We start from the raw sequence: 24,952 nt of genomic DNA, 5'->3' as shown, positions 1-24,952 counted from the left end.
CGCCCCGCACAGGGGCAACACCAATATACCGACATGAAAACAAGGAAAGGCCAACACCCAACATCCAACAACCAACACCCAACAACCCGCACCAAACTCCAGCAATCAATATTTCAACACAGGCATTCAGTGCTCCACGACCTCCATCGACAGGAGCCCGGTCTGCCCATAAAACTCCTGCGCCGCGAACGCCTCGCGCTCTTTACGTGCGCGTGCACTGGTATCGAGACGCGACACCACCCAGATGCCGAAAAACGCGAGCGGCACGGACACCAGCGCGGGATTATCGAGAAACACGGGCGCGTGCGCACGATGGAGCACATCAACCCATACCGACTTCGAGAGCACAGTGAGCAGTACAGAAGAAACGAGCCCGAGCGCGCCACCCGCCACCGCACCACGCGTGGTCATGCCACTCCAAAAAATCGACATAACGAGCACCGGAAAATTGGCGCTCGCCGCCACCGCAGCCACGAGCCCCACAAGAAACGCCACGTTCGCATGCTCGAACAGGATGCCAAGCCCGATCGCAACGGCGCTCAGCACGAGCGTCGCGACGCGCGAGATACGCATTTCACGCTGCTCGTTCTTGCGCCCACGCGCGAGCCAGCTCGCGTAGAGATCGTGCGACACAGTGGTGGCGCCAGAAAGCGTGAGGCCGGCTACCACGGCAAGAATCGTGGCGAACGTGACCGCCGCGATGAAGCCGTAGAAGAGGTTGCCGCCCACTGCCTGCGCGAGCTTCACGGCCACCATGTTGGAGCCGCCGAGCAGGTCCGTCGTGAGGTTGAAGTGACCCGCGGCGTCGACGCGGAAGAACTCGGGATGCTGTGCGAGCAGCGCGATCGCCGAGAAGCCGATCACGAACGTGAGCAAATAGAAATAGCCGATAAAACCTGTCGCGTAGAACACTGACTTGCGCGCCTCTTTCGCGTTGGGCACCGTGAAAAAGCGCATCAGGATGTGCGGAAATCCGGCCGTGCCGAACATCAGCGCGATGCCGAGCGAGAGCGCATTCAGCGGATCGCGGATCAGCTTGCCCGGCGCCATGATTGAGAGGGCGCCCGGGTGCACGTCGACGGCCTGGCGGAACATTTCATTTGGGCTGAAGCCGAAATGCGCGAGCGCGAGCACGGCCATGAAGGTCGCGCCGCACAGCAGCAGCCCTGCCTTGATGAGCTGAACCCACGTGGTGGCCTTCATGCCGCCAAAGAACACGTAGATCACCATGAGCGCGCCCACGACGATCTCGGCAATCCAGTAGGGCAGGCCGAACAGCAGCTCGATGAGCTTGCCCGCTCCGACCATCTGCACAACCAGGTAAAAGATCACGACCATCAGAGAATTGGCCGAGGTCATCAGGCGGATCGGGCCTTGCTCGAAGCGGTACGCGATCACGTCGGCGAACGTGAACTTGCCGAGATTGCGCAGCGGCTCGGCGATCAGGAACATCACGAACGGCCAGCCGACGAGGAAGCCGATCGAGTAGATCAGGCCGTCGAATCCGAAGATGAACACCATGCCCGAGAGGCCCAGGAACGAAGCCGCCGACATGTAGTCGCCCGCAATCGCGAGCCCGTTCTGCAAGCCGGTGATGCCGCCGCCGCCCGTGTAGAAGTCGCGCGCGGTGCGCGTGCGGCGCGCGGCCCACTGCGTGATGCCGAGCGTCACGAGCACGAACAGCAGGAACATGCCGATGGCGACGGGGTTGTGCTGCGGCGCGGGCATGGGTGCCGCCGCCGCGCCCGCGACATTGGCATGGGCGAAGCTGCTGGCGGCTGCGAGCGCGAGTGCGCTGAGAAGGCGGTTCGGTTTCATGCCTGCACCTCGCCCTGGAGCTTTGCAATGAGCGTGCGCATGGCCGGATCGAAGCGGCGGTTGGCGCGCAGCACATAGAAACCGGTGAGCGCGATGGCGCCCGCGATGATGCCCACGCCCACGACAATGCCGACGCTGGTGGTGGCGCCCGCATAGAGCGGATGCGCGAGCCGATGCGGCGCGAGCGCGACGATCAGGATGAAGCCATAGTAAATGGCGATCATGAGCGCGGTCAGCGTGAAGCTGAAGCGCCGGCGCACGGCGACGAGCCGCCGGTATTCGGGGTGCGCCTTGATCGTGTCGATCGAGGGGGGGGTCATGGTGTCTCCGGTGTCTCATTCAACGCAGCCAGTGTCCTTCGAGGCGATGGGCGAGCGCGGCCGGGCCGCCCTCGCGGGGTGCCTGATGCGTTTACTGGCTGGCTTTGCTGTGATTTGTATTAGTTGGCCGCGCCGCCCGTGGGCGGCGCGGTGGGTGGGTGTTGGCCCACTTGTCGTTACAGCTTATCGAGCATCGAGCCTGGCCCGTGATGGACACATGCTCGATGCGCGTCTTGCGGCAAGTGCCTCGTCAGGCGAGTGCGTGCGTGAACTCCGGTGCGACGGTGAACAGATCGCCCACGAGGCCGTAGTCGGCGACACTGAAAATCGGCGCTTCTTCGTCCTTGTTGATCGCCACGATCACCTTCGAGTCCTTCATGCCCGCGAGATGCTGGATCGCGCCCGAGATGCCCACCGCGATATACAACTGCGGCGCAACGATCTTGCCGGTCTGGCCAACCTGGTAGTCGTTGGGCACATAGCCCGCATCCACGGCAGCACGCGAGGCGCCAAGCGCGGCGTTGAGCTTGTCGGCGAGTGGCTCCAGCACCTTCGTGTAGTTCTCGCCACTGCCCAAACCCCGGCCACCCGAAACGATGATCTTCGCGCTCGTGAGTTCCGGACGGTCGAGTTTCGTGACTTCGCGGCCAACGAATTGCGTGAGGCCGCTGTCCGCTGCCGCTTCGAGCTTCTCCACCGCTGCGCTGCCGCCAACGGCTGCGACGGCATCGAATGCAGTCGTGCGCACCGTGATGACCTTGATGGGGTCTTGAGATTGAACCGTAGCAATCGCGTTGCCCGCGTAGATCGGGCGCTCGAACGTGTCCGGCGAATCCACTGCCGTGATATCGCTGATCTGGGCCACGTCCAGCTTCGCAGCGATGCGCGGCGTGACGTTCTTGCCCGCAGCGGTTGCAGGAGCCAGGATGTGCGTGTAGTTCTTTGCGATCGCAAGAACCGTCGCTTCGACATTCTCGGCCAGACCCGCTTCGAGTTGCGGTGCATCGGCCAGCAGCACCTTCGAAACGCCAGCGATCTTCGCCGCTGCGTCGGCGGCCGCCTGGGCGTTGTGGCCCGCGATCAGCACGTGCACATCGCCGCCGATCTTCTGCGCGGCAGCCACGGTGTTCAGCGTCGCAGCCTTGATGGTTGCGTTGTCGTGTTCGGCCAAAACCAGATTCACCAGATTCGTCATTTTGTTCTGCTCCCCTTACAGCACCTTGGCTTCGGTCTTCAGCTTCTCGACCAGCGTATTCACGTCGGCGACCTTCACGCCCGCGCTGCGCTTGGGCGGCTCGGCAACCCTCAGGGTCTTCAGGCGCGGCGTCACATCAACACCCAAATCCGAGGGCTTGACCGTCTCCAGCGGCTTCTTCTTCGCCTTCATGATGTTCGGTAGCGTGACGTAGCGCGGCTCGTTCAAACGAAGGTCGGTGGTCACCACGGCGGGCAATTGCAGGGAAAGCGTCTCCGCGCCACCATCGACTTCACGCGCAACCGTGGCACGGCCATCGGCGATGGTGATTTTCGAAGCAAACGTTGCCTGGGGCAGACCAGTCAAAGCGGCGAGCATCTGGCCGGTCTGGTTCGAATCGTCGTCGATAGCCTGCTTGCCGAGAATGATCAGCGAAGGCTGTTCCTTATCGACAAGGGCTTTCAAAAGCTTCGCCACGGCGAGCGGCTGCAGGTCTTCATTCGATTCGATCAATACGGCGCGGTCCGCGCCAATGGCCAGCGCCGTACGCAGCGTTTCCTGCGCCTGCGCGACACCGGCAGACACGGCGATGACTTCCGTCGCCACGCCCGCTTCTTTCAATCGCACCGCTTCCTCAACAGCGATTTCATCGAACGGATTCATCGAAAACTTGACGTTCGCGATATCCACGCCCGTGCCATCGGACTTCACGCGAACCTTGACGTTGTAATCGACCACGCGCTTGACGGGCACGAGAATTTTCATAGCACTCCTCCTGATCCACCTGATTTCAAACCGATCAAATGACGCCTTTGCTCTTGAGCTCGGCGAGCTTTTCCGCCGAAAGCCCAAGCGTCGATTGCAGCACGTCACGCGTGCCTTCACCCAGTTGCGGTGGCGCGCGGCGCACGGGCATGCGTTCGCCGTCGAAGCGCCACGGCGGCGCGAGCACCGGCGTCGTGCCGCTTTCCGTGTCTGGATGCGGCTGCTGCGTGACGAGTCCACCTTGCGTAGCGCGCGGCGAGAGCAGCGCTTCGCGCAGGCCCGCCACTTCGCCGCACGGGATGCCCGCTTGCGCAAGACGTTCGAGCAACAGCTTGCGGGGGCGGCTGCCCAGCTCGCGCGTGAGCTCCGGCACGAGCGTCTCGCGGTTCTGCCCGCGCAGGATGTTGGTCTTGTAGCGTGCGTCGTCGGCCAGGTCGTGGCGACCGATCACCTCGCGGCAAAAGCGTTCGAACTGGGCGTTGTTGCCCACGGTGATGACGAGCGGGCCGTCGGCCGCATCGAACACGCCATAAGGCACGATGGACGGATGCGCGTTGCCGTAGCGCGGCGGGTCTTCGCCCAACAGCAGCGCTTCGAGCCCGTAGTAAGCGGTGATCATGAGGCCGCAGTCGAACAGCGCCATTTCGATGTGGCGCCCGCGGCCGGTGCGCTCGCGCTCGTAGAGCGCGGCGAGCATCGCCTGCGCCGAATACATGCCCGTGAACAGATCGACGGCGGCCACGCCGAATTTCAGCGGCGGCTGATCCGCTTCGCCGTTCAGCGCCATCAGGCCCGTTTCGCCTTGCACCACGAGGTCGTAGCCAGGGCGCTTCGCCTCGGGCCCGGTGCGGTCGTAGCCGGTAATCGAGCAATAGATCAGACGCGGATTCTCCGCGCTCAGCGCTTCGTAGCCAAGGCCCAGCTTGTCGGCGCCGCCGAACTTGAAATTCTGGATGAAGATGTCGCTGGTCTTCGCAAGCTCGCGCGCGATCTGCTGGCCTTCAGGCGTCTGGAGATCGAGCGTGATCGAGCGCTTGTTGCGGTTCACGCTGTTGAAGTACGCGGTCTCGGTCTTGCCGACACGCACGCCCCAGTCGCGCGTGTCGTCGCCGCGATCGGGGTGCTCGACCTTGATGACCTCGGCGCCGAGGTCGCCGAGCACCATCGCGCTCCACGGTCCGGCCAGCACACGCGAAAGATCGAGGACGCGTACGCCCGCCAGCGGCAGGCTCTTGTTGTCGGTCTGCATCAGCAGGCACTCCTGGTTCGTTGTAAATGGAAGGCGCGCCGCCGCATGAACCATGCAGCGGCACGCCTTCGCATCGATCATGCGGCAGCGCTTTCCAGTGCGATGTAGCGCGCGAGATGGTGATCCTCGTCGCCAAGCTGATGGTCGATCATCACGAGGCGCTTCGCGTAATGCGCGAGCGGGAGCTCCCAGGTCATGCCGATGCCGCCGTGCAGCTGGATCGCTTCTTCGGCCACGCGCGCGCCGATGCGTCCGATCGTGTACTTCGCCGCCGAGAGCGCGCGCTCGCGCGCGACGTGCGGCGCGTCGATGGCCGCCGCCGCGTTGATCACCGCCGAGCGTGCCTGCTCGATTTCGAGCAGCACGTCGGCCATGCGGTGCTGCAGGGCCTGGAAGCTGCCGATGGGCACGCCGAACTGCTTGCGCGTGCGCAGGTATTCGAGCGTGTGATCACGCGCGACTTCCATCGCGCCCACGGCTTCGGAAGCGAGCGCAAGCAGGCCGTAGCCGCGTGCATGTTCGAGCGTCGCGAAGCCCGCGCCTTGAGCGCCCACAAGCGCGTCGGCGCTGAGCGTCACGTTGTCGAGCTTCACTTCCGCCGCGCGTCCGCCGTCGATCTTGCGATAGCCGCGCACGCTCACGCCCTTCGCATCGCGCGGCACGAGGAAGAGCGAAATGCCCGCTTCGTCGAATTCACTACCGGAGGTGCGTGCGGAAACGAGCAGCACGTCGGCATGTTCCGCATGCTGCACGACGCCTTTCGCGCCTTGCAGCACCCAGCCGTCGCCGTTCTTTTCGGCGCGTGTGCTCACGCGCGATGCTTCGTAATGCGAGCCCGGCTCGTCGTGCGCAAGCACGGCGATTTGCGAGCCGTCGATGAACGACGCAATGCGCGCGCGCTGCGCCTCGCTACCCGCATGCGCGAGCGCGCGGCCCGCGATCAGCGTATCGAGGAACGGCTCGACCACGAGGCCGCGCCCGAGCGACTCGAACACCACGGCCACGTCGAAGCCCTGGCCGCCGAAGCCGCCATCGGCCTCGTCGAACAGCGCGCCAATCACGCCAAGCTCGGCGAAGCGCTGCCACATGTCGGCGCTGAAGCCCTCACTGGAGCGCGCGATTTTATCGCGTGCATCGAAACCATATTGCTCGGCAATGAAGCGATTGAGCGTGTCCGCGAGCATGCGGCGGTCTTCGGTGTGCTGGAAATTCATGGCAAGACCTCTTAAAGACCGAGAATCATCTTGGAGATGATGTTCTTCTGGATCTCGTTGGAGCCGCCGAAGATCGACAGCTTGCGGTTATTGAAATAGAGCGCGGCGGCGCTGGCGGCTTCATCGGGGCCGATGGCTTCGCCCTCGTAGCCCTCTTGCAGCGCCTCCTCGACGAAGGGCGCAGCATACGGACCCATCGCGCGGCGCAGCAGCGAGGAAATTTCCTGGCGGATCTCGGTGCCGCGAATCTTGAGCATCGAGCTTTCCGCGCCCGGCACGCCGCCGCCCGCCACGGCCGCGATCACGCGCAGGTTCGTGGTTTTCATGTTTTCGAGATCGATCTCGACCTTGGCGACGCGCGCCGCGAACTGCGGGTCTTGCGCGAGCGGCTTGCCGTTGCGCGTGACATGCTGCGCGGCGCGCTTCAGGCGCGCGAGCGCCGCCACCGAGAAGCCCACGCCCGCGATATTGGTGCGTTCATAGGTGAGCAGGTATTTCGCGTAGGTCCAGCCCTTGTTTTCCTCGCCGACGAGGTTCTCCACCGGCACGCGCACGTCGGTGAAAAACACTTCGTTCACCTCATGTTCGCCGTCGAGCGTGATGATCGGGCGCACCTCGATGCCCGGCGTGTTCATGTCGATCAGCAAAAAGCTGATGCCCTCCTGCTTGCGCACGTCGGTGGCGGTGCGCACGAGACAGAAGATCATGTTCGCGTAGTGGCCGAGCGTGGTCCACGTTTTCTGTCCGTTCACGACATAGTGGTCGCCCTGGCGCACGGCGCTCGTGCGCACCGAGGCGAGGTCCGAGCCAGCACCCGGCTCCGAATAGCCCTGACACCACCAGTCGGAGCCATCGAGAATGCGCGGCAGCCAGTGGCGCTTTTGCGCCTCATTGCCGTACTTGATCAGCACGGGTCCGAGCATGTTCACGCCGAACGGCACGATGCGCGGCGCGCCCGCAATCGCGCATTCGTTCTCGAAGATGAACTTCTGCACGGCGCTCCAGCCCGGGCCGCCGCATTCCTTCGGCCAGTGATTCGCGAGCCAGCCCTTCTCGTTGAGAATGGCGTGCCATGCGGCCATGTCCTCGCGTGTGAGGTGCTTGCCGCTGCGCACTTTTTCGGCCATGTGTTGCGGCAGGCGCTCGCGCAGGAAGTCGAGCACTTCGCTGCGGAAGGCTTCTTCTTCGGCGGTGAATTTCAGATCCATGTGTCTTGCTCCTTGCTGCCCCGGCGTGAGCGCGGGCTCAGGCCCATATTCAGGCGGTTTGATTCAGGCTGGCGAAATCGGCGCCGCGCTCGACCAGCTCGACGAGCAGCGGCGAAGGGCGCCAGAACTGCGGGTCTTCCTTCGCAAATTCGCGGATGTCGGCGAGCACGTTCGCGAGGCCAACGGTATCGGCGTACTTCATCGGGCCGCCGCGATAACGCGGGAAGCCGTAGCCATAGATGAACGTCATGTCCACGTCGAGCGGACGCAGCGCGATCTTCTCGTGCACCACGTTCGCGCCTTCGTTGATCATCGCGGCCATGTAGCGGCGGATGATCTCTTCGTCGGTGAACGTGCGCGGCGTGATGCCGGCGCGCTCGCGCTCGGCGGCGATGATCGCTTCCACTTCCGGATCGGGCGTGCCGGTGCGCACGCCCTCGGGGTAGAGATAGAAGCCACGGCCCGTCTTCTGGCCGAACCAGCCGCGCTCGCAGAGGCGGTCGGCAATTTGCACGTAACGCGCCTTCGGGTCGCGCGTGGGCGCGCGGCGCTTGCGGGTGGCCCAGCCGATGTCGCCGCCCGCGAGATCGACCACCTGGTACGGGCCCATCGGGAAGCCGAACTCGCGCACGGCTTTGTCGATCTGGTACGGCGAGGCGCCGTCTTCCATCAGATGATCGGCGGCCGTGCGGTACACGGCGAGGACGCGGTTGCCGATGAAGCCGTCGCACACGCCCGCGCGCACGGCGACCTTGCGCAGCTTCTTCGCCAGCTCGAACGCGGTGGCCACCACGTCTGCGCTCACCGCCTTCGGCACCACGACTTCGAGCAGCTTCATGATGTTCGCGGGCGAGAAGAAGTGCAGGCCCACCACATCTTGCGGGCGCTCGATGCTGGCCGCGATGGCGTCGATGTCGAGATACGAGGTGTTGGTCGCGAGCACCGCACCCGGCTTGCAGACGCGGTCGAGCTCGGCGAAAACGGCCTGCTTCACGGCCATGTCTTCGAATACGGCCTCGATCACGAGGTCGACGTTCGCGAGCGCGTCGTACGAGGTGCTGCCGTTCAAGCGCGCGAGGATCTGCGCCTTCGCTTCGGGCTTCATGCGGCCCTTGGCGATCAGGCCGTCGTAGACTTTTTCCACGTGCGCACGGCCGCGCGCGAGCGCGGCGTCGTCGCGCTCGATCATCGTCACGGACAGGCCCGCGTCGAGCACGGCCACGGCAATGCCCGCGCCCATCGTGCCGCCGCCGATCACACCAACGGTTTCGATCGCGCGCGGCGTGGCGTTCTTCGTTTCAGGGGCCTTCTGCACTTCGCGCTCGGCGAAGAATGCGTGCACGAGGCCTGCGCGCTGCGGGCTTTCGAGGCAGGCGAGGAACTGCTTGCGCTCGAAACGCAGGCCTTCTTCGAACGGTTCGTCGAGCGCGGCCTGCACGCAATCGACGATCTTCAACGGCGAGAACAGGCCGCGCGACTTCTTCGCGGTGTCGGTACGTGCGGCGTCGATGGCGGCTTGCGCGGCCGCGCGGTCGGCCAGCCCTTGCGCGTCGCGCGTGCGGCGCACGTGGGCGTGCGTGGCGAGCAACTCCTGTGCGTAAGCGAGGCCTTCGGCGAGGATGTCGTCGCTGGCGCCCACGCGGTCGACGAGACCGAGCTTCAGCGCTTCCTGCGCGCCCACGTGGCGGCCGCTCAGCATCAGCGAGAGAGCAGCCCCAGCACCGATCAGGCGCGGCGCGCGCTGTGTGCCGCCGGCGCCGGGCAAGAGGCCCAGCTGGACTTCGGGCAGGCCGAGCTTCGCGCCGGCCACCGCGAGCCGGTAATGCGCGGCGAGCGCGACTTCGAGGCCGCCGCCGAGCGCCGCGCCGTGAATCGCCGCGATCACGGGCTTGTGGCAGGCCTCGATGCGGTGGAGCACGTCGGGCAGCGCGGGCGGCTGCGGCGGCTTGCCGAACTCGCGGATGTCCGCGCCGGCGATGAAGTTGCGCCCAGCGCCGACGATCAGCACGGCCTGCACGGCCGCGTCCGCTTCGGCATGCTCGATGGCGGCGGCGAGACCGCGCCGCACGTCCACGCCCAAGGCATTCACGGGCGGATTGTCGACGGTGACGAGCAGCACCTTGCCGCGCAGTTCGTGGGTAACGGGGGAAAAAGCGGCGGGAGCGGCCGTTTCGATTGCCATGGGGGTGTCTCCTGTTTAGGGGGGCCGATCAGCGCTTGCCGTTGCGCCGATGCCCGATGGGCGCGGCAGGCGGCGGGCCGGATGGCGGTTCTCCAATGTGGGTTTCATTGTGTGGATGCCAACGTTAATTGACAATCCCATGGTTCATTGACATGCTGTCAAAGATTATTTGACAGTGAGCCCGGTCATGGACGTCAATGCGCTGACCCTACTGGTGGAGATCCTCGACGCGGGCAATCTGAGCGAGGCCGCGCGGCGCCTCAAGATGAGCCGCGCGAACGTGAGCTACCACCTCAACCACCTCGAAAAATCGATCGGGCTGCAACTCGTGCGGCGCACCACGCGACGGGTGGAGCCGACCGAGATCGGCCTGAAGCTCTACGAGCATGGGCGCGCGATCCAGAACGCGCTGCTCGCGGCGCGCGAGTCCGTCTCCACGCTCGGGCAAAGCCTGCTGGGGCGCGTGCGCCTTTCGGTGCCCAGTGGCTATGGGCAGCTCGTGATGTCGGAATGGCTGATCCGCTTCAAGCGCCTGTATCCGGGCATCGTGCTCGACGTGATGTTCGAGAACCGTGTGGAAGATCTGCTGCGCGACGAAGTGGACATCGCCGTGCGCGTGATGCACGAGCCGCCGCAGAATCTCGTGGCGCGCGACATGGGGCGGGTGCGCTATATCGCGTGCGCATCGGCGCAATGGGCCGCGGAGCACGGCATGCCCGAAACGCTGGAGGACCTCGCGCGCGCGCCCGTCATTACCGCGACGGTGGTGGGGCGGCAACTGCGTCTTGCGGGGTATCTGGGCGAGGATCGGCACGAGGTGCTGCTCGAGCCGTCAATTATTTCAGAGAACTTTCTTTTTCTGCGCCAATCGATACTGGAGGGGCTCGGTGTGGGCATCGTGCCCGACTACGTGGTGCACGACGACATTCGCAACGGCCAGGTCGTCACTTCGCTCGATACGTGGCGCCTGAGCATCTTTGGCACGCATATGTACATGCTGTACATGCCCAATCGCCACCATACGCGTGCGGCTTCGACCTTCATCGACTACGTATTGGCCGAAGCGCACAAGAGCGGGCGCGGGGCTGCCGCGCCCGATCAGGCAGCGGTTCAGGTGTCTGATCAGGAATCCTGAGCGGGCTTGCCGTCCGCACGCGCGGCTTGTGCGCCTGGTGCACCGCCTTGCTGCGGCTTGTGCCGATTCAGTGCCGCGCCGTCGTTCGCGCCCTCATCGGCATTGCTCATCTCGCGCGTATCCCCATGCTCCGCGCACGCACCCGTCGCGGGCGGGCGCCCGCGCGTGCCTGCCGAGAGCGGCACGCGCTGCTGGATGCCGGCCTTAGCGAGCATGTGCGCGCTGATGGGCGCGGTGAGAAAGAGGAACGCGGGTATCAGCAGCTCGTGCAGGCTCGCGAAGTTGTTGTGCGCGCTGAAGTAGATCACGGAAGCGAGCACGATCCCGCCCACGCCGAGCGTCGTCGACTTGGTGGGGCCGTGCAGGCGCATGAAGAAGTCGGGCAGGCGCACGAGCCCGATCGCGCCGATCAGCGTGAACAGGCTGCCGATCAGCAGCAGGGCGCTCACGATCGCTTCGACGACGGTTTGCATCGGCTGGCCTCCTTCAATTGAGTTCGATGATGTCACCGCGCTGCAGATACTTCGTGAGCGCAACGGTGCCAACGAACCCCATCAGCGCGATGAGCAGCGCGGTCTCGAAGAAGACGGTCGAGCGCAGGCTGATGCCGTACACGACGATCAGCGCGATCGCGTTCACATTGAGCGTGTCGAGCGCGACGATGCGGTCGGGCAGCGAGGGGCCGCGCACGAGGCGCACGAGCGTGAGCAGGAACGCGATGCCGAGGATCACGAACGAGACCGGGATCACGATGGCTAGCATGCGAAGATCTCCATCAACGGGGCTTCATAACGGGACTTGATGAGCGCGACGAGCGCCGCTTCATCGCCGAGGTCGAGCACGTGGACGATGAGGCGCGTGCGGTCGTCGCTGAGCTCGGCGCATAGCGTGCCCGGGCTCAGCGACACGATGCTGATGAGCGCGGCGAGCGCGATTTCGTGCGTGCTGTCGAGCGGGACTTCGATAAACGCGGGCCGCAGGCGCTTGGTGGGGCCGAGCACCAGCAGCGCGACCTCCACGTTGGCCACGACGATGTCGATCAGCACGTGCGCGAACAGGCGCACGAGCAGCCACGGCCGGCCGAAGCGCACCGGCTGGAGCCACAAGCCTTTGCCCACGCAGAACGAGATCGCGGTGCCGAGCACGGCGCCCAGCAGCAGGTTGCCGGGCGAAACGTCGTTCATGAGCAGCACCCAGCAGACGAGCAGCACGACGGTGAGCCACGGGTTCGGAAAGAGCCTTTTGAACATCGTCAGCTCCCGTTCGTCTGCGTAGGTGGCGTGGCCGGCGCCGCTGCCGGCGCTGCGTCTTGCGCGGGCAGGATCGCGTGCACATAGGCGGCGCGGTCGACGAGCTGCGCGGCGGTGGCGTCGAGATACTGCCGCAGCGGCCCCGCGCCGAGCGTGGCGGCCGCCACGCAGCCGAGCAGCAGCGCGCAGGCCGCGAGCTTGGCCGCGCTGCCTTTGGGCGCGCGCGCGGGAGCGAAGGCGGCGGCGCGCGCGGCGGGCTCCGCCCACAGGAGGCGCGTGCCGGTGCGGCTCAGCGCGACGATCAACAGCAGGCTCGAGATCAGCACGGCAGGCCACAGGACGGCCGCCTCGTGCGTGGGCGTGGCCGCGAGCACCATGGCCTTGCCGAGAAAGCCGGAGAGCGGCGGCAGGCCCGCCGCGCCCACTGCCGCGGCGAGATAGAGCAGTGCGGCCGTGTTCGAAGGCCAGGGGGCGTGTTCCTTGCGCGCCAATTGCGGCGCGGGGTCGTCATCAGCCGTGGCAGCGGTTGCAGCGGTCACGGGCGCCAGCGCCAGCGCGAGCGCGCGCGTGACCGGCGCCGCTGTCGCCATCGCCATCGCCACGGCAAGAGGCGCGACCGCTTCGCCGTCCGGTACGGGCGCGATCGCCGCGGCCGCCGCGTCGTCGAGCGCTTCGAGCGAGGCGGGCTCGGTGCCACTGGCCGGGTTCGCGGCATGCGGCGCGGCGGCGGGCTCGGGCTCCAGCGTATCGGCGAGCAGGAACAGCGCGCCCGTGCACAGCGTCGTGCTGATGAGGTAGTAGAGCAGCGCGCTCCACGCGAGCGGCGTCTGCTGCGTGACGGCCGCGATCAGGAGTCCGACCGAAACGAGCACGAGATAGCCCGTGGTGGTCTTCAGGCTCGACACGGCGAGCGCGCCCAGCGCGCCGAAGGCGATGGTCGCGATGGCGAGCCACCATGCCCAGTCGTGCATGAAGGTGTCGAGCACACCGCCAGGGCTGCCGCCGCCGAACACCAGCGCGTCGCAGCGCAGCATCGCGTAGATGCCCACCTTGGTCATGATCGCGAAGAGCGCCGCCACCGGGCCGATAGCGCTGCGGTACGCCTGGGGCAGCCAGAACGACATCGGAAACACGGCGGCCTTCAGGCCGAACACGAGCATGAGCGTCGCGCCCGCGAACTGCGCGAGCGGCAGCGAGCCGGCGTTCAGATGCGCGAGGCGCTCGCCCATGTCGGCCATGTTCAGCGTGCCGGTAATGCCGTACAGCACGCCCAGCGCGATCAGGAAGAACGACGAGCCCACCAGATTCATGATCAGGTAGTGCAGCCCGTTGCGCACGCGCCGCGCGCCGCCGCCGTGCAGCAGCAGCGCATAAGAGGCGATCAGCAGCAGCTCGAAGAACACGAACAGGTTGAACATGTCGCCCGCGAGGAAGGCGCCGTTCAGGCCCATCAGCTCGAACTGGACCAGCGCGCGGAAGTAGCGTCCGCGCCGCGCATCGGCGCTCGACGTGCCCAGCAGGCAGCAGCACGCGAGCACGGCGGTCAGGAGCAGCATGAGCGCGGAGAGCCGGTCGAGCTGCAGCACGATGCCGAACGGCGCGGGCCAGGAGCCGAGCGCATAGCTCGCGATGCCGCCTTGTGCCGCGCGCGCGGCCAGCACGCACGCGACGGGCAGCAGCGCGAGCGTCGCGAGCGCATTGAGCGCGCGCTGCACGCGCTTGGCGCGCAACGGCAGCGCGACGATGGCGCCCGCCGCGAAGAGCGGGATCAGGATGGGGAGCAGAAGGGCGTGATTCATGCGCCGCGCGTCTCCCCGCCGTTGGGTTGCCCGTCGACCTGATCGTCCACGTGATCGGTGCCGGTGAGCGCGAGCGAGCGCAGCGCGAGCACCACGGTAAAGGCCGTCATCGCAAAGCCGATCACGATGGCCGTGAGCACGAGCGCCTGCGGCACCGGATCGGCATATTGAGCGCCGCCCGCGATCACGGGCGGCTTGCCGGTGGCGAGCCGCCCCATGCCGAGCAGGAACAGGTTGATCGCATACGAGAACAGGGTGATGCCGAGGATCACGGGCAGCACGCGCGCGCACAGCAACAGGTAGATGCCGCACGCGCAGAGCACGCCGATTGCGGCGGCGAAGGCGGCTTCCATCAGCTCTTCTCCACGGATTGCATGTCCTTGTCGCGCACGCCCAGGTGCGAAACGATCGTGAGCGTCGTGCCCACCACGGCGCCCAGCACGCCGAGATCGAACAGCATGGCCGTGCTCAGCTCGATTTCGCCGATCAGCGGCAGATGCAGGTGTCCGAACGCGCTCGTGAGGAACGCGTGGCCGAAGGCGAGGCTGCCCAGACCCGTTGCGGCCGCAACCAGAATGCCGAGCCCAGCGAGCGCGCGGTAGTTGATGCGCATGCGCGATTCGGCCCACAGCACGCCGCTCGCCACGTATTGGAGCAACAGCGCGATCGAGAGGATGAGCGAGGCGATGAAGCCGCCGCCGGGCAGATTGTGGCCGCGCAGGAACACGAACACGGCCACGAGCGCGGTGAGCGGCAGCATGAGGCGCGCGAGGATCGCGAGCAGCAGCGGGTGCGATTGCGACGACCACGGCAGGCCGCCCGGCCCGGTGTCGGGCGCCTTCAGGCGCAGGCCGCGCAAGAGCGCCTTCACGGCGAGGCCGGCGACCACGAGCACGCTGACCTCGACCATGGTGTCGAAGCCGCGGAAGTCCACGAGAATCACGTTCACGACGTTGTGGCCGCCGCTGCCGGGCAGGGCGTTGGCGAGGAAGTACGGCGCGATGCCTTCGGCGGGCGGGCGCGTCATGACCTGGTATGCCACGCTGCCGATCAGCGCGCCGCCCGCGAGCGCGAGGGCGCCGTTGCGCACGCGCGTGGGGATCGGCTCGATGTCGGGCTGCAGGGTGGGCAGGAAGTAGATGGCCAGCACGAGCAGGAGCACCGTCACCACTTCCACGGACACCTGCGTGAGCGCGAGATCGGGCGCGGAAAAGCGCGCGAAGGCTAGCGTCACCAGCAGGCCGCAGGTGCTCAGCATCACGAGCGCGTAGAGCGTGTGCGCACGCACCAGCACGACGCCCACGGCGAGCAGCGCCATCAGCACGAGACCGCACAGCGTGATTGGATCGATGGGCAGGCGCACGAAGTCGCCACCCCATGCGCCGAGCACGACGAACGCGGTGCCCGGCACGACGATCATCGCGGCGATCATCCACGCGAGATAGTCGGGCAGCGAGCGCGTCTCGAACACACGCACCACCACGGCCGCGCCTTTCTCGAGCCGCTGCACGAGACGGTCGAAGCCTTCGCTCGCGTTCATGTCCGAGAGCATCGAGCGGTGATGGCGGAAGGCGTCGCGGCGCAGAAAGAACAAGAGCGCGCCCGCCGCGAACGACACCACGCTCATGATGAGCGGCGTGTTGATGCCATGCCACAGGCTCAGGCTGTACTCGGGCACCTTGCCGCCGAGCGTGAACCATGCCGCCGATTCGAGCAGCCTGCCAATGGTGTACTGCGGAAAGAGGCCGATCAGCAGACAAAGCACCACGAGGATCTCGACCGGCAGCTTCATGAAGCGCGGCGGCTCGTGCGGCGGATAGTGCGGGAGGTCGCGCGGCGCGGGGCCGTCGAAGAACACGCCCCAGACGAAGCGCAGCGAGTAAGCCACGGAGAGCGCGGCGGCCACGATCGCGATCACCGGCACGGCCCAGTTCAGCGGTCCGAACATGCCCTGTGCGAGCGTCTCGCCGAAGAACATTTCCTTCGAGAGAAAACCGTTCAGGAGCGGCACGCCCGCCATCGCGAGCGAGGCCACGCCCGCGAGCACGGCCGTGTGCGGCATGTATTTCCCGAGCCCGCGCAAGCGGCCCAGATCGCGCGTGCCGGTCTCATGGTCGATGATGCCCGCGGCCATGAAGAGCGAGGCCTTGAACACCGCGTGGTTCACCGTGTGAAAGAGCGCGGCCACGGTGGAGAGCTGCGTGTCGAGGCCGAACAGCAGCACGATGAGGCCGAGGTGGCTGATGGTCGAATACGCGAGCAGGCCCTTGATATCGCGCTGGAACAACGCCATCGCGGCGCCGCCCACGAGCGTGACGAGGCCGGCAAGCGTGGCCGAATAGGCCCACCAGTCGGTGCCCTCGAAGACCGGGTAGAGGCGGGCGAGCAGGAAGATGCCGGCCTTCACCATCGTCGCCGAATGCAGATACGCGGAGACCGGCGTGGGCGCCGACATGGCGTGCGGCAGCCAGAACTGGAACGGGAACTGCGCCGACTTGGTGAACGCCGCGAACAGCGTCAGCAGCAAAATGGCGGGAAAGAGCGGGTCGTGCTGGATCTTGCTGGTTTGCGCGAGCACGTCGTTGAGCTCGAAGCTGCCGCACACGTGGCCGAGCAGGAGCACCGCCGCAAGCAGGGCGAGCCCGCCCGCGCCTGTGATGGTCAGCGCCATGCGCGCGCCGCGCCGCGCATCGGGCCGCGAAGGCCAGAAGCCGATCAGCAGGAACGAGACAAGGCTCGTGAGCTCCCAGAAGATCACGAGCAGCAGCAGGTTGTTCGAGAGCACGACGCCGAGCATCGCGCCCATGAAGAGCAGGAGCAGCAGATAGAGGCGCGGGAGTGTGTCGCTGCCGGCCAGGTAATAGCGCGCGTAGATGAAGACGAGCAGGCCGATCGCGAGCACGAGCAGCGCGAACATGAACGAGAGACCGTCTAGGCGCAGCGAGAGCACGAGGCCGATCTCGGGCACCCACTCGCGGCGCCACTGCATGACGCCGTACGTGGGCATGCCTACGCGTTCGCTCAGCAGGAGCCCGAGGCCGAACAGCGCCGCAGCGAACGCGATCCATGTTGAGAACGCGCGGGCGTGCCGGGCCGCGAGCGCAACGAGCGCCGCGGCCACGAACGGAAGTACGACGAGCCACCCCAATGCCATTCGACTTCCTCCGGGAAAACCGCTGCGTGTGGGTTGAAGACGTGGGCCGTGCGCGGGGCGCGCCAGGGCAGGAGTGCCCGCAGGCGCGCCTGCGGGCCGCAGACCACGATCATAGCCGCAAACGGGGCCGGAGTTGCCGTAGATGGTACGAATGCGTGCGGCGCGGGATGCCCGCCAGGGGCGTACGCGCGGCTGGCGCGGTGGCGGCGTGCGCCGCCGGATTGTGCCGGATTATGCGGGGTTACATCGGCCAGACGAAGGCTTCGTGCGCGTGCGAGGTCTTGCCGATATCCACGGCGCGCTGGACCGTCTTGCCGTCGTGGCTCGCCGTCACGACGTAGTGGCCGTTGGGCAGCGTGACGAGCATGAACGGGCCGTTGGTGCGGGTGGAGAGGAGCGGCTGGCCGTGCGCGTCGGAGATCTTCACGGGCACGTTCGCGAGGTATTCGTTGCCGCTCGCCGATTCGCGCGCGAATTCGAGCGAGAGCGGGTAGCGCGTCATCGCGGCCTTGAATGCAGCAGACTGGTCGCTGCCGATGCCGCCGGACAGGTAGGAAATGCTGCCCGCGTGCTGCGCCGGCGGCAGGACGCCTGCGGCGGCCTGCGCGGCCGTGGTGCCAGAGCTGCCGCTGGTCGCGGCGAAAGCGGCTGGTGCGCCGAGCGCAAGCGCGAGCGCGGCGGCAAGCGAGAGGGCCGCGCCCATCCACGGAGTTGAGCGTGCTTTCATTGTTACCTCCAATGGGTCAGAGACTCCAGCGCGTGGTGCGCGCCGGACGAATCCAGAGTAGGCAGCGCGGCTTAAAAGTCCCTTAAAACGCGGGGCGAACGCGTTTGTCGCACGCTCGAGGTATTGGCGGCGACGAGCAGCGTGTCCGATCGTATCGCCGAACCGACCGGTTCACGTTCACGCGGCGATGCCTCGCTCACGGCGATCGCGTTGCCTCATGAGAATGGCCATGGTTGGTCATGCAGAAGTCCATTAGCAGTCGAAACTGTCTCGCCGTTGTGCTGATCGCCGCCGCGCTTAGCGCATGTGGCGGCGGCGACGGGAGTACGTCCAGCGCGACAGCGTCATCCGCGGCAACGCCGTCTTCGACCACGCCGCCTGAGCCCCCCTCCTCACAGCCATCCGCCCAGGTCGCGTGCAGACCGGACGGTAACTTTACCTATTCCGGGTCGGCCTCTCCGGTAGCGGCCAGCAATGGCACGCTGGCGGTCGTGGTGGTGCCGAGCTTGCCGGCGGCCTATCAGAAGAACCGGAATTTCACGGCGTTTGCCGCGCCCGCTTCGAGTCAGGTGCAACAGCCGAGTGGCGCCTTTACGACGCTGGCGTCATCGGACGCGGCAACGGACTGCCTCGGACTGGATCATGGCACGGTCTCGGAGATACAGGGTCTCGGTAACGACGTGGCGATTGGGCGCTGGAACATGGCGATGGATACGGATGGCAATACCTACAGCAGCCAGCAGGGCATTCACGACGCTGTCGGTAGGCCTTTGGCGCTGTCCGCAACTTCACGGGGTTGCTGGATCGCTACCGCCTGCGTTGCGCGAAGTCTGTTACAGGCCCGCCAGACGGGCCCCTCCGGTCTGTCTCTGTTGTGGATCAGCGCTACGTGCAGCGGCGCAACCAGCGAGACGGTGCGCGGCGCGCCCTCGTGTGCGGCGGCATGACCGATATTGAGCGGCACCCGCAGTCGGCGGAAACGAGCCGGTTGCAGCCCGTTGCGCCCAAAGGCTGCTAAAGTCGCCGGGAGAGACGGGCGCTGCTGGCCGGGACGGACCAAGGAGGTCGAGCGGCGCCCGCAAGAACACGATTAGAAGGAGGCTCGGCCATGAACCCGCCCGCCGCACGTATCGAATCCCTGAGCGCCATCACGCTCACCGTGAGCGACATCGCGCGTTCGGTGCGCTTCTACGAGGTGCTCGGCTTCGTGCATAAATCCAGCACCGCGATTGCCGGGTTTGCGTCGTTCGTGCTGGGCGATGGGGCCGGGGCCGCCGCATGCTATCTGAATCTGCTCGAAGGGCCGCATGGCAAGGTCGACGGGTGGGGGCGCGCGATCTTCTACGTCTCGGACGTGGACGCCTTTTACGCGCAGGCGCTGGCCGCGGGTCTCACGCCCGCATTCGCGCCGCAGGACGCGCCTTGGGGCGAGCGCTATTTTCATCTCGTCGATCCGGACGGCCACGAGCTGAGCTTCGCCAAGCCGCTGGCCTGAGCCGCGGCTGAAACCATTGGGGTGCACCGCCCGGCGGGCTGGTTGCCACGGCGCGCGCCAATGCATTTGAAATATGAATGACACCCGTAGCGCCGATAGTGGCGCGTGGCCGTGACCGTCCGCGCTCGATGCTCCCGAAGCGCGCCCGGCGCGGGTTGCCATTCATCGCAAGAGGAGAAGTCGCCATGAACGAACTGGACCGTGCCGGGCGAGCCGGGCGCGAATCGGGCATTGAATCGGGCCCCGAAGCCGGCGAGGACGCCGAGCGGTATCGCCGCCGCCGGCTCGACGAGGAGCTCATCGACGCCTACGACGAAGAGCTCGAAATGGAGGTCGACGACCGCCTCCAGGAAAGCGGCCTCGAGATCAGCGACGAGGCGCGCGCGCTGCGCCGCGTCTATTTCCGCGAGCTGATCCGGCTGCAGGGCGAGCTCGTCAAGATGCAGGACTGGATCGTGAGCACGGGCCACCGGCTCGTCGTGATCTTCGAAGGCCGCGACGCGGCGGGCAAGGGCGGCGTCATCAAGCGCATCACGCAGCGTCTGAATCCGCGCATGTGCCGCGTGGCGGCGCTGCCCGCGCCGAACAACCGCGAGCGCACGCAATGGTATTTCCAGCGCTACGTGCAGCATCTGCCCGCGGGCGGCGAAATGGTGCTGTTCGACCGCAGCTGGTACAACCGCGCGGGCGTCGAGCGCGTGATGAACTTCTGCACCGACGAGGAGTACGAGGAGTTCTTCCGCTCGGTGCCGGAGTTCGAAAAGATGCTCGTGAGGAGCGGGATCCAGATCGTCAAGTACTGGTTCTCGATCACCGACGACGAGCAGGAAGTGCGCTTCCAGAGCCGTATCGAAGATCCGCTCAAGCAGTGGAAGCTCTCGCCGATGGACCTCGAAAGCCGCCGCCGCTGGGAGCAGTACACGCATGTGAAGGAAGTCATGCTGCAGCGCTCGCACATTCCCGAGGCGCCGTGGTGGGTCGTGCAGGGCGTCGACAAAAAGCGCGCGCGCCTGAACTGCATTCACCATCTGCTGAGCCAGGTGCCGTATCACGAGGTCGAGCATGCGAGCGTGACGCTGCCCTCGCGCGTGCACCATCCCGACTACATTCGCCAGCCGGTGCCCGAGAACATGTTCGTGCCGGAGGTCTATTGACGCTGGCCGCGCAGCATTGGCGGCAGTGGCAACGCAAAAGCCGCGCCCCACGACGAGGGGCGCGGCTTTTTCTATTTTGATCGCGCACGCCAGCTCCGGCGCGGCGCTTCAGAACACGTGCCGGAACACCCAGTACAGGGCGCCTGCCAGCGCGATCGAGGCGGGCAGCGTGAGCACCCAGGCGAGCACGAGGCTGCGCACCGTGCTCCATTGGAGGCCCGAGCCGTTCGCGGCCATCGTGCCCGCCACGCCCGAAGACAGCACGTGCGTGGTCGACACCGGCAGGCCGTACACGTCGGCCGCGCCAATGGTCGCCATCGCCACGACTTCCGCGCAGGCGCCCTGGCCATAGGTCAGGTGCTGCTTGCCGATGCGCTCGCCCACCGTCACCACGATGCGCTTCCAGCCCACCATCGTGCCGAGGCCCAGCGCGATCGCCACGGCCACCTTCACCCACGTCGGGATGAACTTCGTCGCGTGGTCGATCTGGTTGCGGAAGTTGTGGATCGCGCGGGTATCGGCTTCGGAGAATGCGGGCTGCTTCGCCTTCTCCATCAGGCGGATGGCCTCGGAGACCAGGTACATGTTGTTGCGCACGTTATCCACCACCGATTGCGGCACCGCCGCCATCGAACCATAGCCCCCCACCTGCTGGCCCACCTGCGTCGAAAGCGCGGCGAGCGCGGGCACCGTTTGTGGCGTCAGCGTGCGCGTATTGACGTAGCGCTCGACTTCGGCGCGTACGGCATTCGTGCCACCCGCGGGCGCGGCCACGCCGTTGCTGTACTTCTCGATCGTGCGCGCGGCCTGTTGCGAGACCGCAATGAAGGTCTGCGACTCGCTCGCCGTCACGGCCTTGTTGAGCGCATAGGCGGTGGGCACGGTGCCGATCAGGATCAGCATGATGAGGCCCATGCCCTTCTGGCCGTCGTTGGAGCCGTGCGCGAACGAGACGCCCGTGCACGTGAGGATCAGGAGCGCGCGGATCCAGAACGGCGGCGGCTCGTTGCCCTTGGGCTCGGCATAGAGCGCGGGCACGTGCACGAGCGCCTTGAGCACGAGCAGCAGTAGGGCGGACGCGAGAAAGCCGACGATCGGCGAGAACAGGAGCGACTTGCCCACGCCGATTGCCTGGCTCCAGTCCACGCCGCTCGTGCCGTTCGCGCCGTGCATGAGCTGGTTCATCAGGCCCACGCCGATGATCGAGCCAATCAGCGTATGCGAGCTCGACGAAGGCAGGCCGAAGTACCACGTGCCGAGATTCCAGATGATCGCCGCGATCAGGAGTGCGAAGACCATCGCGAAGCCCGCGCTGCTGCCCACTTGCAGGATCAGCTCGACGGGCAGCAGTTGCAGGATGCCGAACGCCACCGCGCCGGTGGAAGTGAGCACGCCGAGGAAGTTCCACGTGCCGGACCAGATCACGGCGAGGTTCGGCGTGAGCGAGTGCGTGTAGATGACCGTTGCGACCGCATTCGCGGTATCGTGGAAGCCGTTCACGAATTCGAAGCCCAGCGCGATGACGAGCGCGATGCCGAGCAGCAGCCACGGCAGCGCGGAGCTCTGGCGCACGGGCGAGAGGTCGTCGGCGAGATGCATGCCCACGTAGACGGCGCCCGCGGCAATGATGAGCAGGAAGACGAGCAGGCTCACGTTGCGCCCGCGTGTGGACGCGGCGCCCGGCTGCGGTGACAGGGAAAGATCCGGCATGACGAGCGGTCTCCTCAAACGGGTAGGGCGGGGAATGGCGCAGTAGGGACGGCGCCGAAAGCGACGGCGAATACCACGGTTCCGATCATGCAAAGCGCCTATGACGCATTGATGACGCCAGTGCGCATGCCGTGCCACAGCGCAGGGACTGGAGCACGATGGCCGTCGCGCGGGTCAATTGTCGGAGGATTGCCTACGTGCCTGACCGCGTTCACAAACCTGTTCGGGAGCCTTCCACCGGACCTTCCGCGCGGCGCGTGTTTGCACCCCATCTGCGGCTGCGCGTGCGTCACTGGATCGTGGCGCGCGGCAAGGACGCCACGCGTCTGATCGGCAGCAATCCGTTCTTCGCGGGGCTGGCGGGCACGCTCGTCGCCACGTTGATGGCGGCCCTGACCTACACGGCGCTCTACGCGGGCCGCGCCGAAGAGCTGCGTCACGCGGTCGAGAATTCGGAGAACATCGTGCGTCTCGTGAGCAGCGACATTGCGCGCAATGTCGAGCTCTACGACCTCTCGCTGCGCGCCGCCGTGACGGCCGCGCAGCAGCCCGAAACATGGGCGATGCCGCGGGCGCTGCGCGAGCGCGTGCTGTTCGATCGCGCGACGGCCGCCTCGTTCCTGGGCGGCGCGTACGTGCTCGATGCGCAAGGGCGCCTCACGGCCTCGCAGAGCGGCATCGACGAGCCGGGCGTCTCGTTCGCGGACCGCGATTATTTCCTCGTGCAGCAGCACAGTCCGAACGCGGGCCTCTTCATTTCGAAGCCCTATTCGTCGCGCCTGCGTCATGGCGTGCTCTCGATCGCGCTTACGCGGCGCATCGATGCGCCCGATGGCGCGTTCGCGGGCGTCGCGCTGGTCGCCGTGCGGCTCGTCTATTTTCAGCAGCTCGTCGAGCGGATCGACATAGGGCGACGCGGCGGCGTCTTCATCATCATGCAGGACGGCACGCTGCTCGCGAGCAAGCCGCCCATGCCGCTCGGCGTGGGCGCGGATTACTCGAGCTGGCGCAACTACAAGATCATCTCGCAACGCGACGCGGGGACCTTCACGGCGCACGCGGAAGCGGACGGGGTGGAGCGCGTCTACACCTACGCGCACGTGGGCAGCACGCCCATCATCGTGGGCGTCGCGCCCGCCGTCGACGACATCCTCGCGGCCTGGCGCCGCCGCGCGTACTTTGCGCTCGCGATGACGACGCTCTTCGGCGGCGCCTGGGTGGTGGTGTCCTGGGTGCTGGCGTTCGCACTGCGCGACAAGATCATCGCCGAAGGCGAATTGCAGCGTCTCGCGGTGACCGACCCGCTCACGGGCCTCGCGAACCGCCGCGCGCTGGATCAGCGGCTCGTGGCCGAATGGCATCGGGCGTCGCGCGAGCAAACGCCGCTCTCGGTGCTGTTCTTCGACGTCGATCACTTCAAGCTGTTCAACGACACCTACGGCCACGCCGCGGGCGACGAAGTGCTGATGCTCGTGGCCGAGCGCATCGCCTCAGGCACGCAGCGCACCTCGGACATGGCGGCGCGCTACGGCGGCGAGGAGTTCGCGGTGTTGCTGCCGGGCACCGCGCTGCAGGGCGCGCGCAAGGTCGCGGACAAGATCCGGCGGCGCATCGAGACGGCCAATCTCGCGCATAGCGGCTCGCGCTACGGACGTGTCACGGTGAGCGTGGGCTGCGCGAGCTGCGAGCCGCCGGTGGGAGATAGCGGCGCGAAGCTGCTCGCCGCCGCCGACGCCCTGCTTTACGAAGCCAAGGCAGCGGGCCGCAACCAGGTCCAGGCCGGGCAATGGACCGGCGAGGCCGCGTAGCGCCACGCGGCCGGGAGACAGGAGAGCGGAGCGGCAGTACGCCAGGAACCGCCCGCGTGCCGGCCCCTCGCGGGCCGCCTGCAGGCGCAAGGCACGCGCGCGCGATGCTTCACGGCGCCCGTGGGGCGTCGTGAAGCCGTGAGGGAGCACGGGAAGCGCTGAAAGCCGCGCGGCAGCCGGGTGGCTTGAGGCGTCGGCGCTTTCAGCGCGCCGACTTCGACAGGCGATGGCCGAGGCCGAGATTCGAGACGATCTGCCAGGTATAGACGCGCGAATAGTGCACGCCGAACTGGCGGCCGATCAGCTCGCGCACACGGCTGTTGGTCCACGCATCGCTCGGGAATCCATGGTCGCGGGCGGAGCCGTGCAGCGCGCTCGCGATCCAGCCCAGTGCGGCCTTGTCGAGCACCGAAGGCCGGCCGCCCACGCTCATCTGCTGCAGCGCGTCGAGACCGCCGCCCTCGACGATCGACTTGTAGCGACGCACCGTCTGGGCGGACAGGTGCAGGGAGTCGGCCACGGCATGAACCGTCGCGCCTTCGACTAACATCTGGCCGGCCGCCATCCTGCGCGCGACGCTCGGCAAATTCTCGGTTCTGGTAAGCATGTGATCACTCGTCAACGAAAGATTCCGGTCATGCGGCTCGCGGATGCGCCGCTCCTGTCAACCCTTTCAGTGCATGCGGGTCTTCTCGCTTGCCACGGCCCCACAGGCATTCGCTTGATGCCGGGCCGTTGCGGACGGCGAAACAACGCGCCCACACGGGGC

At 66.6% G+C, this 24,952-nt stretch carries 21 protein-coding genes and 1 pseudogene; 5 read left to right on the top strand and 17 right to left on the bottom strand.

What is annotated here, in order from left to right:
- Positions 1–126 precede the first annotated feature (126 nt).
- The 8 genes from EYW47_RS03005 to EYW47_RS02970 form a co-directional block, all read right to left on the bottom strand.
- Positions 127–1,818 carry a cation acetate symporter gene (locus EYW47_RS03005; RefSeq protein ID WP_133193380.1) on the bottom strand — a complete coding sequence of 564 codons (1,692 nt, stop codon included), beginning with the start codon at positions 1,816–1,818 and terminating at the stop codon, positions 127–129.
- Positions 1,815–2,138: a DUF485 domain-containing protein gene (locus EYW47_RS03000; RefSeq protein ID WP_133193379.1), complete on the bottom strand. Its 324-nt coding sequence runs from the start codon at positions 2,136–2,138 to the stop codon at positions 1,815–1,817. The genes EYW47_RS03005 and EYW47_RS03000 overlap by 4 nt, the downstream gene beginning before the upstream one ends.
- A gap of 250 nt (positions 2,139–2,388) precedes the next feature.
- Positions 2,389–3,324: an electron transfer flavoprotein subunit alpha/FixB family protein gene (locus EYW47_RS02995; protein ID WP_133193611.1), complete on the bottom strand. Its 936-nt coding sequence runs from the start codon at positions 3,322–3,324 to the stop codon at positions 2,389–2,391.
- 24 nt (positions 3,325–3,348) lie between these two features.
- Positions 3,349–4,098, bottom strand: a complete 750-nt coding sequence (locus tag EYW47_RS02990) for an electron transfer flavoprotein subunit beta/FixA family protein (RefSeq protein WP_133193378.1) — start codon at positions 4,096–4,098, stop codon at positions 3,349–3,351.
- A 34-nt stretch (positions 4,099–4,132) separates the two neighbouring features.
- Entirely contained in the window at positions 4,133–5,347 is a 1,215-nt protein-coding gene (locus tag EYW47_RS02985) for a CaiB/BaiF CoA transferase family protein (RefSeq protein WP_133193377.1), read from the bottom strand.
- Positions 5,348–5,424: 77 nt separating this feature from the next.
- On the bottom strand, positions 5,425–6,561 hold the full coding sequence (locus tag EYW47_RS02980; protein WP_133193376.1) for an acyl-CoA dehydrogenase family protein: 1,137 nt from the start codon (positions 6,559–6,561) through the stop codon (positions 5,425–5,427).
- Between the two features lie 11 nt (positions 6,562–6,572).
- Positions 6,573–7,769, bottom strand: coding sequence for an acyl-CoA dehydrogenase family protein (locus EYW47_RS02975; RefSeq protein WP_133193375.1), 1,197 nt, complete (start codon positions 7,767–7,769; stop codon positions 6,573–6,575).
- A 49-nt stretch (positions 7,770–7,818) separates the two neighbouring features.
- Positions 7,819–9,951: an FAD-dependent oxidoreductase gene (locus tag EYW47_RS02970; protein ID WP_133193374.1), complete on the bottom strand. Its 2,133-nt coding sequence runs from the start codon at positions 9,949–9,951 to the stop codon at positions 7,819–7,821.
- Positions 9,952–10,138: 187 nt separating this feature from the next.
- Between EYW47_RS02970 and EYW47_RS02965 the strand changes: the two genes are divergently transcribed.
- Positions 10,139–11,086 carry a LysR family transcriptional regulator gene (locus EYW47_RS02965; RefSeq protein WP_133193373.1) on the top strand — a complete coding sequence of 316 codons (948 nt, stop codon included), beginning with the start codon at positions 10,139–10,141 and terminating at the stop codon, positions 11,084–11,086.
- 152 nt (positions 11,087–11,238) lie between these two features.
- On the opposite strand, the pseudogene EYW47_RS41630 reads toward EYW47_RS02965, so the two are convergent.
- The 7 genes and pseudogenes from EYW47_RS41630 to EYW47_RS02930 all read right to left on the bottom strand — a co-directional run.
- Positions 11,239–11,559: pseudogene (locus EYW47_RS41630) on the bottom strand (Na+/H+ antiporter subunit G); the annotation flags it as partial.
- A gap of 13 nt (positions 11,560–11,572) precedes the next feature.
- On the bottom strand, positions 11,573–11,848 hold the full coding sequence (locus EYW47_RS02955) for a K+/H+ antiporter subunit F (protein ID WP_133193371.1): 276 nt from the start codon (positions 11,846–11,848) through the stop codon (positions 11,573–11,575).
- Complete coding sequence (locus EYW47_RS02950; protein ID WP_133193370.1) at positions 11,842–12,336, bottom strand: Na+/H+ antiporter subunit E; 495 nt, start codon at positions 12,334–12,336, stop codon at positions 11,842–11,844. The genes EYW47_RS02955 and EYW47_RS02950 overlap by 7 nt, the downstream gene beginning before the upstream one ends.
- Positions 12,337–12,338: 2 nt before the next feature.
- On the bottom strand, positions 12,339–14,135 hold the full coding sequence (locus EYW47_RS02945) for a monovalent cation/H+ antiporter subunit D (RefSeq protein ID WP_133193369.1): 1,797 nt from the start codon (positions 14,133–14,135) through the stop codon (positions 12,339–12,341).
- Entirely contained in the window at positions 14,132–14,488 is a 357-nt protein-coding gene (locus tag EYW47_RS02940) for a Na+/H+ antiporter subunit C (RefSeq protein WP_133193368.1), read from the bottom strand. The genes EYW47_RS02945 and EYW47_RS02940 overlap by 4 nt, the downstream gene beginning before the upstream one ends.
- Positions 14,488–17,289 carry a monovalent cation/H+ antiporter subunit A gene (locus EYW47_RS02935; protein WP_133193367.1) on the bottom strand — a complete coding sequence of 934 codons (2,802 nt, stop codon included), beginning with the start codon at positions 17,287–17,289 and terminating at the stop codon, positions 14,488–14,490. Before EYW47_RS02935 ends, EYW47_RS02940 begins: the two co-directional genes overlap by 1 nt.
- Positions 17,290–17,530: 241 nt before the next feature.
- Positions 17,531–18,016, bottom strand: a complete 486-nt coding sequence (locus EYW47_RS02930; RefSeq protein WP_133193366.1) for a carboxypeptidase regulatory-like domain-containing protein — start codon at positions 18,014–18,016, stop codon at positions 17,531–17,533.
- A 239-nt stretch (positions 18,017–18,255) separates the two neighbouring features.
- Between EYW47_RS02930 and EYW47_RS41625 the strand changes: the two genes are divergently transcribed.
- The 3 genes from EYW47_RS41625 to ppk2 all read left to right on the top strand — a co-directional run bounded on the left by EYW47_RS41625 (position 18,256) and on the right by ppk2 (position 20,665).
- Positions 18,256–18,963: a hypothetical protein gene (locus EYW47_RS41625; protein ID WP_240763505.1), complete on the top strand. Its 708-nt coding sequence runs from the start codon at positions 18,256–18,258 to the stop codon at positions 18,961–18,963.
- A gap of 161 nt (positions 18,964–19,124) precedes the next feature.
- Positions 19,125–19,511, top strand: coding sequence for a VOC family protein (locus EYW47_RS02920; RefSeq protein WP_133193365.1), 387 nt, complete (start codon positions 19,125–19,127; stop codon positions 19,509–19,511).
- A gap of 185 nt (positions 19,512–19,696) precedes the next feature.
- On the top strand, positions 19,697–20,665 hold the full coding sequence (gene ppk2, locus EYW47_RS02915) for a polyphosphate kinase 2 (protein ID WP_133193364.1): 969 nt from the start codon (positions 19,697–19,699) through the stop codon (positions 20,663–20,665).
- A 108-nt stretch (positions 20,666–20,773) separates the two neighbouring features.
- Here ppk2 and EYW47_RS02910 read toward each other — a convergent pair whose 3' ends face one another.
- Positions 20,774–22,375 carry an inorganic phosphate transporter gene (locus EYW47_RS02910; RefSeq protein WP_133193363.1) on the bottom strand — a complete coding sequence of 534 codons (1,602 nt, stop codon included), beginning with the start codon at positions 22,373–22,375 and terminating at the stop codon, positions 20,774–20,776.
- 257 nt (positions 22,376–22,632) lie between these two features.
- Between EYW47_RS02910 and EYW47_RS02905 the strand changes: the two genes are divergently transcribed.
- Positions 22,633–24,183 (top strand): sensor domain-containing diguanylate cyclase, encoded by a 1,551-nt coding sequence (locus EYW47_RS02905; RefSeq protein WP_240763504.1) that lies wholly within the window; start codon positions 22,633–22,635, stop codon positions 24,181–24,183.
- 202 nt (positions 24,184–24,385) lie between these two features.
- On the opposite strand, the gene EYW47_RS02900 is transcribed toward EYW47_RS02905, so the two are convergent.
- The gene (locus EYW47_RS02900) at positions 24,386–24,790 is read right to left on the bottom strand and encodes a helix-turn-helix domain-containing protein (RefSeq protein ID WP_028221320.1); all 405 of its coding nucleotides are present in this window, start codon (positions 24,788–24,790) and stop codon (positions 24,386–24,388) included.
- Positions 24,791–24,952: the final 162 nt, after the last annotated feature.

This window comes from Paraburkholderia silviterrae, from assembly GCF_004353915.1.
GTDB lineage: Bacteria > Pseudomonadota > Gammaproteobacteria > Burkholderiales > Burkholderiaceae > Paraburkholderia > Paraburkholderia silviterrae.
Note: the sequence above shows the minus strand (reverse complement) of the source record. Positions and strands in the feature narration are given on the sequence as shown.